This window comes from Wolbachia endosymbiont (group A) of Volucella bombylans, assembly GCF_964026965.1.
Classification (GTDB): Bacteria; Pseudomonadota; Alphaproteobacteria; order Rickettsiales; family Anaplasmataceae; genus Wolbachia; species Wolbachia pipientis.
In genome coordinates, this window is record NZ_OZ034717.1 from 569,002 (window position 1) to 588,394 (window position 19,393).

At 35.0% G+C, this 19,393-nt stretch carries 14 protein-coding genes and 2 pseudogenes; 10 read left to right on the forward strand and 6 right to left on the reverse strand.

What is annotated here, in order from left to right; translation table 11 throughout:
* Positions 1–477 precede the first annotated feature (477 nt).
* The 3 genes from AAGD51_RS02850 to AAGD51_RS02860 all read left to right on the forward strand — a co-directional run bounded on the left by AAGD51_RS02850 (position 478) and on the right by AAGD51_RS02860 (position 4,846).
* Positions 478–1,821, forward strand: a complete 1,344-nt coding sequence (locus AAGD51_RS02850; protein WP_038198671.1) for an alanine:cation symporter family protein — start codon at positions 478–480, stop codon at positions 1,819–1,821.
* 35 nt (positions 1,822–1,856) lie between these two features.
* Complete coding sequence (locus AAGD51_RS02855) at positions 1,857–2,015, forward strand: hypothetical protein (protein ID WP_153296804.1); 159 nt, start codon at positions 1,857–1,859, stop codon at positions 2,013–2,015.
* A 152-nt stretch (positions 2,016–2,167) separates the two neighbouring features.
* Positions 2,168–4,846 (forward strand): hypothetical protein, encoded by a 2,679-nt coding sequence (locus AAGD51_RS02860; RefSeq protein ID WP_265040874.1) that lies wholly within the window; start codon positions 2,168–2,170, stop codon positions 4,844–4,846.
* Here the strand turns inward: AAGD51_RS02860 and AAGD51_RS02865 are convergent.
* From AAGD51_RS02865 to AAGD51_RS02875, 3 genes are all read right to left on the reverse strand, one after another.
* Complete coding sequence (locus AAGD51_RS02865) at positions 4,838–5,434, reverse strand: Maf family nucleotide pyrophosphatase (RefSeq protein WP_007550161.1); 597 nt, start codon at positions 5,432–5,434, stop codon at positions 4,838–4,840. The genes AAGD51_RS02860 and AAGD51_RS02865 overlap by 9 nt on opposite strands.
* Positions 5,412–5,675 (reverse strand): translation initiation factor IF-1, encoded by a 264-nt coding sequence (gene infA / locus AAGD51_RS02870; protein WP_007550159.1) that lies wholly within the window; start codon positions 5,673–5,675, stop codon positions 5,412–5,414. The genes AAGD51_RS02865 and infA overlap by 23 nt, the downstream gene beginning before the upstream one ends.
* A gap of 112 nt (positions 5,676–5,787) precedes the next feature.
* Complete coding sequence (locus tag AAGD51_RS02875; protein ID WP_341810494.1) at positions 5,788–7,869, reverse strand: hypothetical protein; 2,082 nt, start codon at positions 7,867–7,869, stop codon at positions 5,788–5,790.
* A gap of 221 nt (positions 7,870–8,090) precedes the next feature.
* Between AAGD51_RS02875 and AAGD51_RS02880 the strand changes: the two are divergent.
* Positions 8,091–8,923: pseudogene (locus AAGD51_RS02880) on the forward strand (IS5 family transposase).
* A 23-nt stretch (positions 8,924–8,946) separates the two neighbouring features.
* Here the strand turns inward: AAGD51_RS02880 and AAGD51_RS02885 are convergent.
* Positions 8,947–9,518 (reverse strand): annotated as a pseudogene (locus AAGD51_RS02885) (IS5-like element ISWpi1 family transposase); the annotation flags it as partial.
* Between the two features lie 121 nt (positions 9,519–9,639).
* Here AAGD51_RS02885 and AAGD51_RS02890 point away from each other — a divergent pair.
* Positions 9,640–10,155, forward strand: a complete 516-nt coding sequence (locus AAGD51_RS02890; RefSeq protein ID WP_236514800.1) for a gamma carbonic anhydrase family protein — start codon at positions 9,640–9,642, stop codon at positions 10,153–10,155.
* 40 nt (positions 10,156–10,195) lie between these two features.
* Here AAGD51_RS02890 and AAGD51_RS02895 read toward each other — a convergent pair whose 3' ends face one another.
* Entirely contained in the window at positions 10,196–11,224 is a 1,029-nt protein-coding gene (locus AAGD51_RS02895) for a hypothetical protein (RefSeq protein WP_341810495.1), read from the reverse strand.
* Between the two features lie 263 nt (positions 11,225–11,487).
* Between AAGD51_RS02895 and AAGD51_RS02900 the strand changes: the two genes are divergently transcribed.
* From AAGD51_RS02900 to AAGD51_RS02920, 5 genes are all read left to right on the forward strand, one after another.
* Positions 11,488–13,968, forward strand: coding sequence for a valine--tRNA ligase (locus AAGD51_RS02900; protein WP_236514798.1), 2,481 nt, complete (start codon positions 11,488–11,490; stop codon positions 13,966–13,968).
* Between the two features lie 132 nt (positions 13,969–14,100).
* Positions 14,101–15,456 carry a hypothetical protein gene (locus AAGD51_RS02905; RefSeq protein WP_341810496.1) on the forward strand — a complete coding sequence of 452 codons (1,356 nt, stop codon included), beginning with the start codon at positions 14,101–14,103 and terminating at the stop codon, positions 15,454–15,456.
* Positions 15,457–15,634: 178 nt separating this feature from the next.
* Positions 15,635–16,957, forward strand: coding sequence for a hypothetical protein (locus AAGD51_RS02910; RefSeq protein WP_077188148.1), 1,323 nt, complete (start codon positions 15,635–15,637; stop codon positions 16,955–16,957).
* A gap of 30 nt (positions 16,958–16,987) precedes the next feature.
* Complete coding sequence (gene pyrF / locus AAGD51_RS02915) at positions 16,988–17,662, forward strand: orotidine-5'-phosphate decarboxylase (RefSeq protein WP_006279404.1); 675 nt, start codon at positions 16,988–16,990, stop codon at positions 17,660–17,662.
* Between the two features lie 49 nt (positions 17,663–17,711).
* Positions 17,712–18,470 (forward strand): hypothetical protein, encoded by a 759-nt coding sequence (locus AAGD51_RS02920; RefSeq protein WP_236514796.1) that lies wholly within the window; start codon positions 17,712–17,714, stop codon positions 18,468–18,470.
* A 664-nt stretch (positions 18,471–19,134) separates the two neighbouring features.
* On the opposite strand, the gene AAGD51_RS02925 is transcribed toward AAGD51_RS02920, so the two are convergent.
* Positions 19,135–19,353 carry a hypothetical protein gene (locus tag AAGD51_RS02925; RefSeq protein WP_236514795.1) on the reverse strand — a complete coding sequence of 73 codons (219 nt, stop codon included), beginning with the start codon at positions 19,351–19,353 and terminating at the stop codon, positions 19,135–19,137.
* Positions 19,354–19,393: the final 40 nt, after the last annotated feature.

Sequence of the window (19,393 nt, forward strand, 5' to 3'; positions counted from 1 at the left end):
AGATAGGGAATATCAGTAGCTTATTATTCTGGTATTTATAACAAGAACGGTCAATGAATACCTAAATTTGAGTAAAAGAAATTTCACTACCATTTACCAATCCGGCTAAAATTCAAGAATTTCAATGCTTTAGCTATTTTCAATAGAATTAAATTTATTAATATAAATAACAAATTACTATTCTTAAATTTGATCAGATTGATTGCAAAAAAACAAGATTTTCAATAGGTTACTTATAATCCTAACTATAGTTAGCCTTTCATAAGTAGCGATGCAACAAAGCCATTCCAGTGTCAAGCACTGGAATGACATCGTCTTAACATTGTACCATATTACAATGTTCGTACAGTTATGTGTCACGCTACTTGGATGACAAGAAAAGGTTTCTAGAATGACGGAAACGAAGTCATACATAGAAAATAGGTTAGGTATTTTCAATTTTTGTTGTATACTCAAATAAAAATCTCACTTTTACAGATGGATACAGTAAAGTTTGTTTTATTACTGCCAACAATATTACTCATGCTAGTTGCTGGTGTTTACCTATCGATTAAACTAAAATGGCTACAGGTATTTAGATTACCATACGCCCTTTCACTCCTTGGAGCTAAAAAAGGAGAAAATAAATTTTCTTCTATAGCCGCTCTGTTTACAATTTTAGGGGGAAATTTAGGAGTAGGAAATATTTCAGGAACTGCTGTTGCTCTAAAAACCGGAGGACCGGGCTCTATTTTATGGATGGCAATAATTATTGTTATCACTTCTGTGATAAAATATGTCACTTGTTATCTAAGTATAAAAACCAGAAAGGAAAAGAACGAAAGGTTTATAGGTGGCCCTGTAGCCTACATGACTGATGCGTTTAACTCTAGGAAGGCCACAATTGTCTTTCTAGTTATCATGATGATGGTTTCAATAACAGTTGGTAACCTTGTTCAGGTAAATTCTCTATCAATACCACTTAATATGATAGATGTGCCTGTAGTTGTTGGTGGCATTGTAATGGCCATAATATTTTTTGTTGTTGCAGCTCTCAGCTTAAAAAAAATTAAAATTTTTATATCGGCTATGATACCGATAATGACGGTAAGTTACCTCACACTTTGCGGTATCATATTATTTAAATTTAGTGAAAATATTCTTCCTTCTCTAAAACTAATAACAAGCAGTTTTTTTACAACCAGTAGCTTTAACTCTGGTTTATCTCTAGGTTTGATTCTAGAAATGTTGACTATTATTCAAGTCGGAACTTTGCGAGGTATTTTTGCAACAGATATAGGGCTTGGCCTTGAAGGAATCGTACATTCTTCAATTGTTCCTAAGAAAAATAATAATAAATTTATTATTGAGCAGAGTCTAATTACGATAATATCGCCTTTTATAGTTGCGTTTATAGTGTTTATTACAACAATGGTACTGCTTGTCACAGATTCTTGGGTCACTGATTTAGAGAGCACTAACATGTGCATATTTGCTTTTAGAAAGGCAATGAATTGGCCTTATATTGACTATTTAATTATGGCCATAATGTTTTGTTTTGCTTTTACTACTATTTTTACTTGGTTTTTTTGCTCAAAACAGACAATACGCTATGTGTCTATGGATAATAAATACACTAAAATCTGGATTGTAATTTTTACCATGATCATTCCGCTTGGTGCGATAGGTAAAGTCCGGTTGCTATGGGATGTTGCTGATATCTCGATTGCTGCTTTGTTGTTTATCAACATACTCGCTATACTCAAGCTAACCTCTCAAGATCCAGAAGTGTTTACTATGAGTAGCAGATATTTGAAGTTGCAAAAACAGAGCTATAGCTAAAGCAATTTAGGCTATGCAGCTGTTGTGATATAAGAGTGATTTCCGCCAAGAAGGATGTCATCCCAGTGCCCAGACACTGGGATCCAGGAATCTTGATTGGCACTAAGTTAGTGAGCATAAAAGTAGCTAATCTTATGTTAAAACACAACATTTTTGATGGGGTTCGTGAAAGGCTGGATTCCAGACTGGAATGACAACTTAAATCGTTTGATGTTACCATAAAATAGCTTGTGTCATCACATTAGTAACACAACCTTCCTTAATAAAAATTCAACCAATGCTTGTGATAATTATATTAGCTAGTATTAGCTAGAACTAAAGGCAGAGGGTTATTAGTGAGGGATATATGGGCACTAACGATACACAACAAGAACACATTTATAATGAGCGCATTCAAGAAATTTTTCCTTTATTTGATAAAATAAAAAAGGAAGACGACCCAATTTATAATGCTAGAGTTGATATTAACACAGTAAAGTTTTTAACAAAACACGCCAACTGGAATTGGGACGAAGAAGAAAACAAAGATAAAGCATATGGAGTTATTCTTCAGAAATGCGACAAGACAAAGAAAGCTGGACAAGACCTTGAAAGTGAAGTTAAAGAAAGGTTGAAAGAGTATGTTGATGATGTTGCAGGAGTTTCAATATACGGTAATCACGCAAGTATTACGCTGGGAAATAACAAAAAAGAGTTTAAAATCAGCGAATTTTTAAACAGTGATTTTTGTGAGAAGAATGAAATCTCGGGATTTTCAACATTGCATAGTGATGGAAAGAGCGGAATGCATGGTTTTGTTGCCGAGGAAGAAGGGAAAAAAATAAGACATTATGTCGTAACTGATGGTTCATATGAAATGACTTTAAAGTGGTATGCGGAGGGGAAGGAATGTAAGATCAAAATTAAGATTGATGCTAACGGTGTAGACCTTGTTAAAGGTGATGATTTTTCTCTAGAACGGTTAGAAGTAAACAGAGATGTAAAAATAGGTGGTTTATTCTTGCATGAAATACAATTCAGGGAGAAAGGACAAGGAAAAGCGAATGAGATGCAACATAATAAAGACAGTAACGAGCTATCATCTGAAACTACAACAAGAATTGATGTTAATAGAGGTGTTAGCGTTCAAGCTACTGATATAACTCAAAAAAAAGAAGACCACCATTCACATTTTGGACTACAATCTAACAGCAGAAGGCAGTCTTACGATAGCGGAATTGGAAAAGATTTTGACGATAAAATTAATTCTCAGGAGGCTAAAGAAAAGCGTGAGCTTAGACAAGCAGCACGAGAAGCAAATTCGGGAGGTCAAGTTTATAACCTACAATCGCTTTTTGAGGAGAATCCTCAGAACAAAAAAACTCCTCCGCCACTTCCACCTAGAACTAGTTCACTACCACCTAAAAAAGGTGTTTTCGATGAGCAAGGGGGAGCCAAATCTGGAAGCCAAAAACCAGATGACTTGCGCGAAAATGAGCAAACACCTAATAATCAGCAAAAAGGTGCAACTTCTGATTCTTCAGATAGTTCTACTTTCACCAAGTCTGTAAGCCACAATCAAGATAATAGGCAAGAAGATGAACGGTATGACAATCCTACATTTGGACATGCTGTACCTGGAAGCCAAAAACCAGATAGAAGTGAGCAAACACCTAATGATCAGCAACAACCTAAAACCCAGCAACAAGAAGGAAATAGCAAAGGCGATCTGTTACAAGACATCAGAAATTTCAAGAAAAACAACTTACGGCACATTGATGTTGATGATAGAAAAGCATCAATTGCAGGAAGTAGAAAAAATAACCCATCACCGTTAGAGACATTAAAGGACATAATTCCTTATTCATCTTCTCCAGATAACAGTGATAACCAAGATGCTAGTGATGCTAAGTGGAAAGAAAGTGAACAGCCGCTCTCTGCTACAGCACTCAATAATAAAAGTGACTCGGGCTATTCATCTCCAACTCATGACAATAATGAACAATCTCAAGTAAATCCTGAACAGTTAAAGAAGAGCTTAGAGAACATTGAACAAAGTGATCAAACTCCACCTGAAAATCTTCTTAAAGAAATCAGAGATAGATCACAGCAGGATAATAGAGGATTAAGGCAAGTTGATCCTACTGATAAACTGTCACAAGATAAAGAAGATGGATTGCAAAAAGACGATTTAGCAGATGTAAAAATAGTGGAAGGTCCAACTGTTAGTGTCTCTGCTTCAACACCAAATAGTATAAGTGATTCAGGCTATATATCTCCAACTAATAGTGATAGTAAATCTCAAACAGATTTAAAACAGGTAGGAAGGAAATTAGAAGAACATATTAGACAAAGTAATCTAACTCTATTTGAAGAACTTAAAAATACATTAGGTCAAGAAAATCTCGGGTTAAAACCAGCTGATCAGAGTCAGATTAGCGAAGAAACTAAAAAACGCTTGAGAGAAGTTGGGTTGCTAAAAGACAGCTCAACAGACATAAAAGCAAACGATTCGGGCTATTCATCTCCAACTCATGACAATAATGAACAATCTCAAGTAAATCCTGAACAGTTAAAGAAGAGCTTAGAAAACATTGAACCAAAAGAAATCGGAGATACGAGTGAGTTAAAAGGAGCATTGGGAAACCCGGATAAAGGGTTAAGAGAACCGGCACAACAGGCTACTAAAGAAAATATTCCTAAAGATTCATTCTCAGAAAACATTTTAGAAAAGATAGGAGAAGGTAAACAATATGACCCTATACGTAAGTGGTTAGAAAAAACAGTGGCAGAACGAGAAAATAATGACACTAATCCAACTGTAGATAAAAATAGCGAACTATATAAATTACTAGAGAAAGATGAAGCACAACTGAAAGCTGGAGTAATAGAAGAAGAAAGAGGAGATACTTTAACAGAACACACTGATGGTTATGATCGCAATAGAATTGCATTAGCTAACAGAAATAAAAGACCACTAGATTGGGCTAAACAGGTTGCTGAGTCACAACAAAAAAAAGATACTAATAAAGGTATTTCAATATAAATTGAAGTTAAAATAATTGCTTAGCAAACAATAGGTTTCATGTAATGGTAACCCTATAACGGAAGAGTAGGAGCCGCGTAAGAACAATACGAACACTCCAGCTAGGCCTTGTATATTGCATCCCCCCGCCCTATTTTTCCACTCTTCTGATGCTAAATAATACTTAATTTCTTGTTCACTGAGACGTTTAAATTTCACTATTGTAACCACAGTCCTGATATGTTGTTTAGATTGATCGGGAGTTAATAGACATACACTGGTGTATACTCTATGCCTTCTTCCTGATAACAAGCGGATACATTTTTCTGCTTGCTCAACGTTTTCAGCTTTGAGCAATATCCTTCTACCACAAGCAACAACTGTATCAACACCAAGCACAAAGTAATTTGGATTTGAGCTTTGTATTTTCTCCGCTTTACTTTTTGCCATACGGATTGAGTAATCCTTCGGAAGTTCCTTTTTTAAAGGGGCTTCATCTATATCTGCTGGCAAAATTAAACCTGGCTCAATGTTTATTTGTTTTAGTAAAGCTATACGCCTTTTCGATGATGAAGCAAGAATAAGATTATTTAGAGATCGTTCTGTCACTTGTACCTTTAAGCCTTCTAATGATCCTACCCTTTCTCGCATTCCTATCGTAAATGCTCATCTCAACTAACACCCTATCCCCTATAATGATGCGTATTTTACTTCTTCTCACTTTCCCTGATACATGACAGATAATCTCATGTTCATTGTCCAGTTTCACTCTAAATTCTGCTGCAGGTAGTAAAGCAGTTACTGCCCCTTCCACTTCAAAAATTGTTTTCGATTTCTCGTCTTTTATCATATGTTATATTATAATTTAATAATCTTTTTTAGTCTACTATAGATTTTAAATTATTATCAACACAAAAGACCTTTTGCGCCCCACTTAAGTTGCAACTTAACCCCAACCATCTTCACAATGATACCCTACCTACGTTTCTACTCTCTGCCACCTTCTCAATAGAACTTATAGGACTTATGTTGAAAGATAAATCATTATCACAATTTTCTTCATCGCTATCAAGTCCACTATCAACGCTTAAAGATCTGAGTAATGTTGTCTTCTCTCTCAGTGGAACATAAGACTCATTATCAACGCTTGAAGATTTGGATAACCTTTTCTTCTGTCGTGGAGCATTACCAGACTCATTAGAAATTTCTCCCGTTAATTGATTGTTGAAGCTCCTTTGTTCATCAGCACGAATTTTTTCTTCCAGTCCATCAAGTATTCCTACCAATTCATCACCCCATTCATTTTCTTCTTCTAATAATTGTTTACACTTTTCTTTCTCACGCTCTAGCTCGTTTCTTAACTCTTCGACTTTATCTTCATCTTTAGTGAGTTCAAGTGTAAGCACCTTATCTCCTGGAAATTCCTCGTACTCGTTTTCTAGCTCTTCAATGTTGAGTTTTAGTCTCTCTTCTCCAAGTGTATCTTGTAAATTGCTATCCTGCTTCTCTAACTTTACAATTGTTTGATTAGCTTCTGCTTGGGTTGTTTCTAGTTTCTCCTGTAGTCGCTGATTTTCTTGTATTAATTCATGGTGCTTTTTATTTATCACTTGCAACCCTGCTTCTATTTCTTGCTTCAATTCAACAGCTTCTTTTTTCAAATTTGACATTTCTTGCTTCAATTCAACGTTTTTTTCGGACAGCATCTGATTATTTAAAATCAATTCATCCATTTGTTGTGAAGCAAATTCTGTCTGAGTTCCAGTGTGCTGTAAATTGACTTCCGTTTTAGTTTCAATTTGTTGTGAAGCAACTTCTGTTTGAGTTTCAGTGTGTTGTAAATTGACTTCCGTTTGAGTTGATGCATTGCTATTAATAGAAGGAGGAAGGCTATTGTCAGCATCAACTTTAGGGTCTAATTCCCCCTCTGGTTCCTCGCGATAGGCCGCTATAGACTCATTTTGAAAATTATTATTAGCAGTAGGTACAACATCAGCAGCCTTACCTTTTTCTAGTACAGCATCATATAAGGAGAGACCTTGAATATATAATTCATCGTTTTGCTTTATTAATTCTAAGATCTCATCCGATAGCACAAAATCTTCATCATTAAATTTTAGTACTTCAGTTATGCCATCGCTACTCACATTCATAATCATGGTACACATTTCGGATCCATCCTTTACAGGCCAAGTGCTTTTCATTTCATAATATGCGCCCTCTTTAAATTCATAATATCTTTCCTTACCTTTCCGATGAGCGTGTATTTCATGTTTTTTATTGCAATAGATATTCAGCTCTTTAATATCTTTCTCTTGCTGTAAAATGTCACTAATCCTGGTTGGCTCACTTCTATTGTAATTAATAGAGTTGATATTCAAAACTCTATAAGCGTTATCAGTTTCTGTGTAATAAGCTTGAAGCTCTACGCCTTTCCTTCCAAGATATTTACTTGCAGCTTTTTTTCCCTGCTCTGCCAACTTTATGCATTTATCTATATCTTTCTTAAAGCTCTTATTAGCAGACTCTGTTACTGCTTTATCTATGTACGTTTTTTTAAAATCTCTATCATTTATTAGGTCATAAAAACTCCACTCATCTCTATAAGCCTTCTGTATAGCAGTGAAGTCACTTTCTTCTTTCAAAAGCATTAAGAAGCTTACCTTGTCTTCTAGGTCTTTTAGTTTAAAGCCTGTTATTATCTTCTCTAATTGAGAAAAATTTTCAGCAGGATTATTTAAATTTTTTAACTCTTTGTATAATTTATTATTTTCTGCAATTGAGCGGCAGAACTTTATTATAGCAGAGTCCTTAGTGAAAGAATTGTCTTTTTCCATTTTATTGATACAGTCCTTGAGGGATGTAAAATGCGATTCAAGCCATGACGAATATAGATCGTATTCATAAGATGCCAACAAGCAATGTATTGCATTCCAAGCACATGATGCTACCCTTATAACTGATTCAACATCATAATTCTCTGACTGATTACTTGTTTTTCCTGCCTCTGCTGTTTTTTCTTCCTTAGCCAAACTTCCAGTCATAATACGCCTCCTTAACTATATTTATATTATACCAATTAACATATATTAAAAGAAATCAAACTGTATAACCTCGTCCTACACTAACTTTTATGATTACTTAATTGTGTAAAAATAACTGCAAGTGTTAAACTTGAGCTTTTATTTTTCATTATACATTTCTTAGAGGTTGTCCGGAAACAAGTAAAAGGCTATAATATCTGAAATTTTAGTACGGGGTAAAGATGAGAAAAAAGTATCCAACAGATCTAAGCGAAAGGGAATGGGCAAGAATAGAAAAACACTTCAGAGTATCATACAAGAAAGGAGGAAGGCCGCCAAAGTATAGCAAAAGAGAAATATTAGAAGCAATTTTCTATGTATTGCGTACAGGGTGTCAATGGCGGTATTTACCAAATGATTTTCCGCTATGGAAGACTGTGTATGAGCAGTTCAGGCAATGGAAGAAGCAGGGAATTTTTGAGAAAATGAATTATGAAATTACAAAATATAGTAGAAGAAAAATAGGAAGGAATGAGCAGCCGAGTGCCTGTATAGTAGATAGTCAATCTGTAAAGACTACAGAAAAGGGGGGATCAAAGGCTATGATGGAAGTAAAAAAGTAAAGGGTAGAAAAAGGCATATAATTACAGACACTCAGGGTTTTATACTAGGTTGTTACGTAGGCGCTGCTAACGAAAATGATAGAGATGGTATTAAAATAGCATTAAACAATATGAGAACAAAATATACTAAAGTTAAAAAAATGTGGGCTGACATGGGATACCAAGGAAGAAATTTAAAGAATCACATAAAGGAAGAATATGACATAGATATTGAAATTGTTACAAGGCCTCCATGTAGATTTTGGGTGCACAAAGATACGCCACCTGAGCTACTACCAACAAGAGAACAAGGGTTTAAAGTACAGCCAAGAAGATGGGTTGTAGAAAGGACTTTTGCTTGGGTTAATAGGAATAGAAGGCTATCGAAGGAGTATGATTTACTCACAACATCCACTGAGAATTTCATATACCTAGCTATGAGTAGGGTTATGTTAAAGAGGGAATATGCTTGAATTTACTAGTTTCCGGACAACCTCTTTATGTGATTCTTTAAATTTCTTCCTTGGTATCCCATGTCAGCCCACATTTTTTTAACTTTAGTATATTTTGTTCTCATATTGTTTAATGCTATTTTAATACCATCTCTATCATTTTCGTTAGCAGCGCCTACGTAACAACCTAGTATAAAACCCTGAGTGTCTGTAATTATATGCCTTTTTCTACCCTTTACTTTTTTACTTCCATCATAGCCTTTGATCCCCCCTTTTCTGTAGTCTTTACAGATTGACTATCTACTATACAGGCACTCGGCTGCTCATTCCTTCCTATTTTTCTTCTACTATATTTTGTAATTTCATAATTCATTTTCTCAAAAATTCCCTGCTTCTTCCATTGCCTGAACTGCTCATACACAGTCTTCCATAGCGGAAAATCATTTGGTAAATACCGCCATTGACACCCTGTACGCAATACATAGAAAATTGCTTCTAATATTTCTCTTTTGCTATACTTTGGCGGCCTTCCTCCTTTCTTGTATGATACTCTGAAGTGTTTTTCTATTCTTGCCCATTCCCTTTCGCTTAGATCTGTTGGATACTTTTTTCTCATCTTTACCCCGTACTAAAATTTCAGATATTATAGCCTTTTACTTGTTTCCGGACAACCTCTAAGTATGTATTTACTGCTTACCTTATTTTGATTAACATATGCATAAGACTTTGGGCTTAATATGTATCACATTTTAAAATATAAAGATTATGAACCAAAAATAGACGAAAGTGCTTTCATCGCAGGTGGTTCGCATATCATAGGCAAGGTTGAAATAGGAAGAGATGCAAGCATCTGGTTTAATTGTGTAATCAGAGGGGACGTTGGATCAATAAAAATAGGTGATGGAACAAATATTCAAGATGGAACGGTAATTCATGTGGATAGAAACCCAGGTGGTGACACAATTATTGGCAGCATGGTAACAGTGGGACATTTTTGTGTGTTGCACGCATGCACGGTGCATGATAAGGCGTTTATTGGTATGGGCTCTACCGTGATGGACCATGCAGTTGTGGAGCCTGAAGCTATGGTAGCTGCTGGCTCACTGGTAACACACGGAAAAGTGATAAAAAGTGGGGAAATATGGGCTGGCAGGCCAGCAAAATTCTTCAAAAAAATGTCGAATGAAGAAATTAAACATATTACACAATCAGCACAAAATTATATTATGCTAATGAAGGAATACAAAAACTGAAGTTCGCGTCAAGTGTTTTACTTGACACGTACATTTCGGCTTAACCCTTGTTACTTCTTTTTCCCATCTCATTTACTTCTTGTTCTTTTGCCCCATCTACTTGAGTACTAGGTAATACTGCATATGTAATACCACCAGCTACGAGTGCAGATGTTACTGCTATACCAATTATTACTAACATCTCTAACCTAACTGTATGTTCAAGTGCAGTAAATGCTATCAGTCCAGCAGCAAGACCAACACCAACAGTAGCGGTGTACTTCGCTCCATTGCCTTGTTTTGGTTGCTCAGTTGTTTTGCTTTTATCTTCTAATGTTTGTTTTTCCTTCTGTAATTTATCAACAAGACTTTTACTCTCTTCTAATTGTTTATTTAACTCCACAACTTCAGCATTTTTAGCTTGCAACTGCTGAACTTGAGCTTTTAATTGTGTTATTTCCTCATCTTTAGCTTGTAACTGAGCAGCACTTGGTCGGTTGTTTAGCTGTTCTTGTAAATCTTTTATTTCATCGTCTTTAGCTTTTAACAGAGTAGCATTTGGTTGGTTGTTTAGCTGTTCTTGTAAATCTTTTATTTCATCGTCTTTAGCTTTTAACAGAGTAGCATTTGGTTGGTTGTTTAGCTGTTCTTGTAAATCTTTTATTTCATCGTCTTTAGCTTTTAACTGTTGCTCTAAGCTGTTAACAAGCTCTTTACTCTGTTGTAGTCTTCTACTTGCTGATCTTCTTCTTTTTTTTGACTCAGTAACATCTTCTTGCTCATTAACAGAACCTTCACTTAACGGCGTGCTATCACTAGAAACAACACTTCGATTACCTTTATTGCCCGACGTAACCTCATTATCATCGGCAACCTGCATTGTATCATTAATCCCTTCAGACACAGGCGTGCTACTCGCATCAACATAATCATTTAAAGAATCTTGATTACCAACTGAAGAACCTTGTAACGACTGCTCTGTTCCTGATTCAATAGAGTTTTTATTTATAGTTCCTTCTTGATCAGATGTTATATCAGTTGGTGAAGTTGCTCCAGGTGAAGAATTTTGATTTTCATTTGAGTTCAACATATTAAACCCCAATATATATAATTAACATTACATAATACCCTTAGAACCTAAGGTCAAGTAATATTTTTATCATAGCATAGAAAATTTATGTTCGTAAACAAAAAATTTTGGCGTAAAATTGCCGTATTTGCTTAATTGTGCTATAGCTAAAGTAATTTAGGTTTACCGACCATCGTCATCCCGCTGCTTGTTAGCGGGATCTATACCGCGAATGAATCGCGGTATGACGTTGCTAGCTTAAGGTTTAAAATTGAGAAATATTTATGTTAAAAGAAAAATACGGCTTTAAAGAAATTGAAGACAAATGCAACATATTATGGGAAGGCAGTAAAGTTTATAAATGGAATGGTGAAAAGGATAACACTTTCACTATAGACACGCCTCCACCGACAATATCGGGAAAACTCCATATTGGCCATATATTCAGCTATTGCCATACAGACTTTATTGCAAGGTTTCAGCGCATGCTGGGAAAAGATGTGTTTTATCCAATTGGGTTTGATGATAATGGGCTTCCCACTGAAAGATTGGTTGAACAAACCTATAAAACCCGTGCAAAAGAAGTTGGCAGAGAAAAATTTATAGAGATGTGCCATGAGGTTATTGAAAAATCAAAGCAAGAATTCAAGGAACTATTTAAATCGGTCGGCATTAGTTATGACTGGGATTTGGAATATCACACGATCAGCAAGGAAACTGTGACGCTTTCACAGATGTCGTTTATTGATCTATATAACAAGGGATATGCATATAGAAAAATGCAGCCTATCCTTTGGGACCCGGTTGATAAAACAGCAATTGCGCAAGCAGAAATAGAAGATAAAGTTTTTGAGTCATCCTTAAACACGATAGTTTTCTCTACTCAAGAAAATGAGCAGATCAATATTGCAACTACGCGACCTGAACTACTTCCAGCATGCGTTGCAGTTTTTTGTCATCCAGAGGATACGCGCTACACTCATCTGATCGGAAAAACAGCGGTAGTGCCAATAACAGAGGAGAAAGTTCCAATAATAGCAGATGATAAGGTTAAAATAGATAAAGGCACCGGGCTTGTTATGTGTTGTACATTCGGTGATGAACTCGATATATATTGGCAGCAAAAGCATAACCTGCCGATGAAAATTATCATCGATCAGGATGGGAGGATGAACCTAGATGATGTCATTCCACCACACCCCGGCGTCATGAAAGTAGCTGACACTGGAATCTACGATGAAATAAATGGATTGAAAGTTACAGCAGCAAGAAAGAGGATGATTGAAATCTCGAGTGGAAAAGGACTTTTGATAGAAAGCACTAACATTTCTCATTCTGTTAAGTGCGCAGAAAGATCTGGTGCACCACTTGAGATATTACCTACTTATCAATGGTTTATCAAGACCTTAGAGCAAAAAGCTCAAGTATTAGATAAAGTAAAAGAATGCAATTGGCATCCAGCTACTATGCGTAAACGTATGGAAGTGTGGATAGAAGGGCTAAATTGGGACTGGTGCATCTCAAGGCAGCGCTATTTTGGTGTGCCATTTCCAGCGTGGTATTCTAAACGTAAGGGAGAAGAAGGTAAAATTATTCTAGCTGAAGTAAAGGCCCTACCTATTGATCCACTCAAAGATTTGCCAAAAGGGTATAGCAAAGAAGAGATTATCCCAGATCAAGATGTAATGGATACTTGGGCCACAAGTTCAATTACTCCTCAACTGAGTGCACTGGCAGTAAACAGTGAGTTTAGTTTACCAAATCATCGCTATGATACGATATTTCCTGCAGATCTGCGCAGCCAGAGCCATGAGATAATCAGAACTTGGGCTTTTTATACTATTTTAAAGGCACATTATCATGCAAATTCTTTACCTTGGAAAAACATTATGATCAGCGGTTGGTGTTTAACCGATGATAAGAAAAAGATGAGTAAATCAAAGGGTAACATCATCACTCCTCATGTAATACTTGAAACTTATGGAGCTGATGTAGTGCGCTATTGGGCAGCGAACTCAAGGCTTGGAGTTGATACAGTCTACTCTGAAAATACATTCAAAATTGGCAAGCGCCTCGTTACAAAACTTTGGAACGCTAGCAAGTTCGTTTCCATGTTCATGGAAAAGCATCAAGTGATGAGCATAAATTCTGCTCACGAGACAATGGATAAGTGGATATTGTCTAAGTTATACAAAGTTATAGAAAGAGCAACGAACAACCTATTACAGTTTGAATACTGCGAAGCTTTGAGTGCAGTAGAAGAATTTTTTTGGAAGGATTTTTGTGATAACTACTTGGAACTAGCAAAAAAGCGCGCATATGGAGATAAAGTAGACAGCGAAACAAACTTAAGTGCAAAGCAAAGTTTGGCATATGTACTGAATATTATTTTGCGGTTATTTGCACCTTTCTTGCCTTACATTACAGAAGAGATATACCACCAGTTGTATAGTTATAATTCTGTACACAATCAAAGTAATTGGCCGAGCAAAGAAGAACTTATCTACGATAAATATTCAGAGGAAATGGGAGATAATGTTATTCAGATATTAAACATTATCAGAAAGATAAAGGCAGATAATAATGTATCAGTTAAGCATCTGATAAAAAAGTTGATGATAAAAGCAGATCTACGAGAGGATAAATTGAATCAATCTGCACAGGATGATTTGCAGGCAGTTTGCAATGCGGAAACGATAGAGTGGATGCAGTCTGAGCTTGAAACTGAAGACGGAAAATACATAGTGAATATAGACTTATACTGATTTTTATAGCTTTACTTCCTTTAATATCCATGCTATTGTAATCATTATTAGTATGAGGGAATAATAATAGGGGATTTATATAATAAAGCCAATGCACCTTATCTTATAGCTGGTGCTCTTGCTACTTTGGTATTGCTTGCGTCTGGGACACTTGCTGTTGCCCCTTATGTTAAGTTCTTGTCTTCAGTTGCAGCCTTTAATGTAGCTCTTCCTGTTGCTTTGAGTTTGTCTATACTTTCTGTTCTGGTGCTTGTACTTTCATGTAAAATAATTAGTAATAATAAGAAAATAGAGGTTGAGAAAAATAAATTTGCTGAAAAAGAGCAAGAGTTAGAAAGCGTAAAACAACAATCAGAGAGTAGGGTACAAGAGTTAGAAAGTAAAATAGCTCTGGGAGAAAAAGCTAAAGAAGCTGTAAATAAAGAAGTGAAGGAATTAAAAGATCAATTAACTCGAGAAAAGCAAGATTTGGAAAGCGAAATTGCAGGGTTAAATAAGGAAATAGAGCAGTTAAAGAAACAACAAGATGATGCACAGCAAAAATTAGATGATGCTACAAAAGAGTTAAATAATAAAGGTAATCAAATCCGAGAATTAGAGGGTAAGATAGGTGCCCTTAATAATAAGAACAAAGATTTACACGATGAAAATACAGAATTGAGTGCAAAAGTAAAAGGTCAGTTAAAACATAAGGAGGAGATGCTTTCTCTTGAATACCAAGAGTTACATGATGAAAATGTAAGATTGAATGAAAGAGTGGATTCTTTAATGGAGGAATTATCTCAACCTCAAAAAGAAATAGATTCCTTAAAAAGGCAGTTAGATGAATTAAAATATGAAGGAATTTTAGCTCTTTTATTAAAAGAAAGAATAACAGAATTGGAAACATGTTTAGAAAAGAGAAGGAAAAAAGTAGGAGAATTAGCAGTGCAGTTAGAAAAAGACAAAACTTCTTGTTTAAAATCTGAATTAGGGGAAGTAGTAAAAAGAGAAATACGATTGAAAGAAAAGTTAAGTAAAAAAGTGCAAGAAACGATCCAGCCAGCTAAAGATTTAGAACAAAAAGAAAAACTATGCAAGGAATTAGAAGAGGAAAAAACTAAAAATCTTGATAAGATCAGAGAGTTAAAAAAACTTAATGAAAAGTTGCGCGATAATAACAGTCAGTTGAAAAGTAGCGAAAAAGATTTGGATGACGAATGCAGTAAATTAAGAATACGTAATTCTGATTTGGAAAGAAAAGTTAAACGTCTGCAAGCAGTAATTGAGCAGGAAGACGAGCAAAGTCATTCCATTTCTTCAGATATAAGCAGTGAACATTTATCAGAACTTGAAGGAATAGGTGAAAATGAGTCTGTTAATAAACAGTTCCCGAAACCAAAACCACCTTATATATCCACTCCAATAAGATCGCCATGTAAAAAGCTGAATGATGCTTCATGTGATTCTGGATATACCAGTATATGTTCTACCCCGATCAATAGCTAACTAGACATTATAAGTACAATGGTACACTCGATACACAAGGTCTAAGTCATTTTTTAGCTAGCAGGCTGAAAAAGGAAAGTTTGTTGTAGGTGCAGCACTATAATTCCTCCACAGATAAGAGAATTTTAATAAATATATACAAGACTGCTGGAGTTTTGTCCGTGGTGGGAGGGGAGTAATGAGCAATTTGCTTAGTGAGGCTAATGCATTTTATTTTGTAGCTAGTTCCTTAGCTACTCTTACGTTACTTACATCTTTAGCGCTTATTGTAACTTCTAATGTGCCTCTTCCTCTAATTCTTGCTTTAGCTACATTATCTATTTTGGTGCTTGCACTTTCGTATAAAATAATTAGTAATAATAAAAAAATAGAGGTTGAGAGAAATAAATTCGCTCAGAAAGAGCAAGAGTTAGAAAATAAAATAACTCTGGAAAAAGAAGCTGAAGAAGCTGCAAACAAAGAAGTGAAGAATCAATTACATGAATTAACTAGAGAGAAGCAAAATTTAGACAAGAGAGCAAAAAGATTGGATCAGAAAGTAAATGAGTCAGAAGCTGAGAGAGAATCTCTTCTTGAAGAAAAAAAATCTTTAGAGAAAAAATTAGAAACAGCAAAGAATCGTACGTTTGAAATAGACAATGAATTGGACAAAACAAGAAAGGAAATAGGTAAGCTTAATGAGCAGGAAGAGAAATTAAAACTTGAAATCTCATGTTTGAAGAAACAGTTGGAAGAAAGAAGTAGATTTATTGCAAAGCTGAAGATGGAAGTGGATGATAATAAACATTTAGAGCTAGAGAATAAGGGGTTGAATGATAGAATAGAAACGTTACGTGAAGTACAAAAGGCACTACGTGAGAAAAAACATGAACTTAGTGAAAAAGTAGAGGCATTGAATAAGGAAAAAAATAAACTTTCTAAAGAAGTAGAGGAATTACGTGAAGAACAAGAAAGGCTGCATGCAAACTTAGATAAGCTACAATGTAAAATTAAAGAGGTCAACAAAGAAAAGAAAAATTTATCTAAAGAATTAAAAGAGAAATTTGAAGAGTTAGATGAAGCAAATGGTTTAATTAAAAATCAATCTTTTGAGTTAGATGGGATAAGAAAAGATTGTAATAATGAAGTAAAAAGTTTAAGAAATTCACTTTTAGAACGAGACAGTCAAATAGAAGATTTTTTGAAAGAGAAAGAAAAACAAGTGAATTTTGCGCAACTGTTGATAAGATGCGTAACAGACAATATAGAAGAACCAATAAGAAATAATGATGGAAAAGCAATATTAGATACGATTCAAATATTAAAGTCTGCGTTACAAGGAGAAATTGCACGGCTTTTGCCAGACGAAACGCCTTCTTCTTCGCTGGAAGATCTTGGATATGAATCATTATTTGTCAGTCGCTCATCCACCCCGACCAAGTTGCCAAATTCACTATTGACAGAATCTTATGAACGCAGTCAGTTCAATCAGAGTGAAAGTATTTGCAAAACACAACAATGAGTCTTATTATAAGATAAATCATGCAAGATAATGAACCCAATAATATGCGCACTGGATACACAAGACTTAAATAAGGCTATTTCTCTAGCTAATGCTCTGCGTGGTAAAGTTGGCATGGTAAAGCTGGGATTAGAATTTTTTGCTGCTCAAGGTCTTTCTGGAGTGCAAGAAGTTGCAAAATGCAATGTACCAATTTTTTTAGATCTGAAATTGCATGACATTCCAAACACTGTAGCCAAAACAGTTGAAGTAATAAAAGTTCTGAACGTTGAAATGTTAACTCTGCACATCAGCGGTGGGACAAAAATGCTTGAAGAAGCGCTAAGTGTAGTGCAAGGCACAAAAATAAAGCTGATTGGAGTGACAGTGCTAACTAGTATGAGCAATGAGGATTTAAACGAGCTTGGAGTAGCAAGAGAGGCAAAATCACAGGTAATTTTGCTTGCAAAGCTTGCAAAAAAGATTGGACTCCATGGAATAGTCTGTTCTGCACTAGAAGCTCAAGAAGTGCGCCGAGAGTGCGGTGAAGACTTTAAAATTATTACTCCAGGAATTCGTATAGATCCAGGTCATGACGACCAAAAAAGAACAGCAACGCCAAAAGAAGCAATAAATTCAGGAGCTGATTATATCGTCATTGGCAGACCCATTACAAAAACTACAAGTAGTGCGGAGCTAATATTGAAATCCATGAAAGAATTTTAATATAATAACTTAATTTATAAAAATACTAACATATTAATTAGGAATAAGCATGAGTAATATCAATAGAATAATACGCGAAGTAATCAAGGAATTCCGCTCAAAATTACCAGATAAGGAAATAGAGGAATATTCTGGCAAATTGAATAAGCTACATATCTACCAGTGCAATAAGCATATAATAGAAAATAAGAAGCTATATCATTATACAATAAATGGGAAAACCCATGCTATGGATCAGCATGGGCATAATTTTGTCAAGAGTTTAGAAGTTATCTTGAGGAATAAGCCACAAATTTCCTTAGAAGAGGTAATTGATTTTATGGAAAAAATAATTAATTTTGGTCTTGATAGTTGTTATGGAGCATTTGAGATGATATTTGAATCTCGCTCTGGTGTTACAATAGATGATGCAGTTAATTTTGTAAAAGATAGCTTATCTAGTAAATTTTATAGATTCCATGGCAGTGGGATTTTCAAAGTAATATTAGAACTTAATCCAGAGAGCTCTCTTGAAGAGATAGAGAAACAATTTAGCAAAGTAGTAGATCCTTACTTTCTTAATGCTTGGAGTCGAGAAAGTGAAAGGGCTTTTGCTAAGATATGTAGGTTATGTAGAGAAGGACATGTGGAGAATATGCAGAAATTTGATTTTAGCAATTTTAATTTAGATCAAGATAGTGCTGGAGCATTAAGAGCACTGTTACAGTATTGTGTTGACGTTTCTAATCAAAAAGCTTTAGGTGATTCACATGAATTGCATAGAGAAGAGATGGAGGGGATATATAAATTTGATGATAATTACGATTGAAATTTAGATAGTGATCATAATGATAGTATCTGGCATTGAAATTATACTACAATAATAAAATAACTGGATAAAAATTATCACCAAAAAAATTCAAAAAAGTGCTTGACATAAAAGAACGAACATTATATAGTGTCATTATCTTTTATTTTACCTCGCTTAATTCAATTACTCGATTAAGCTTACAGTACTAAGCGTGGCACAAAGTGCCACGCTATTTTTCGGTTTACATTTTCAACAGATAAAAAATGATGCCATTTCAGTGCCAAGCACATAACTGTACGAACATTCATTTTTAAAGGTAAATTGCACAACAGATGATGTCATTCCAGTGCTTGAAACTGGAATCCAGAAATTTTGCTTATAACTGAGCTGATGAGCTAAAGGTAGTTGTCTTACGCTAAAACAAACGTTTTTAATTAAGTTGCATAGAAGCTGGATCCCAGTGGGCTTTGTTGCATCGCTACTTATGAAAGGCTAACTATAGTTAGGATTATAAGCAACCTATTGAAAATCTTGTTTTTTTGCAATCAATCTGATCAAATTTAAGAATAGTAATTTGTTATTTATATTAATAAATTTAATTCTATTGAAAATAGCTAAAGCATTGAAATTCTTGAATTTTAGCCGGATTAGTGAGTGGTAGTGAAATTTCTTTTACTCAAATTTAGGTATTCACTGACCGTTCTTGTTGTAAATACCAGAATAATAAGCTACTGATATTCTCCACCTTTTTTATCTTTAATCCATCATAGCTAGCGATGCAATAAAGCCATCCCAGTGTCAAGCACTGGGATGACAAGAAAGGGAGCACTGGAATGACATCGTTTACTATGTACCATATTGCAATATTCGTACAACTGTGGGAAACATCTATGGATGCCATTCCTATTACCTTATTTCCATTTTTATTTCATTTTCAAAGG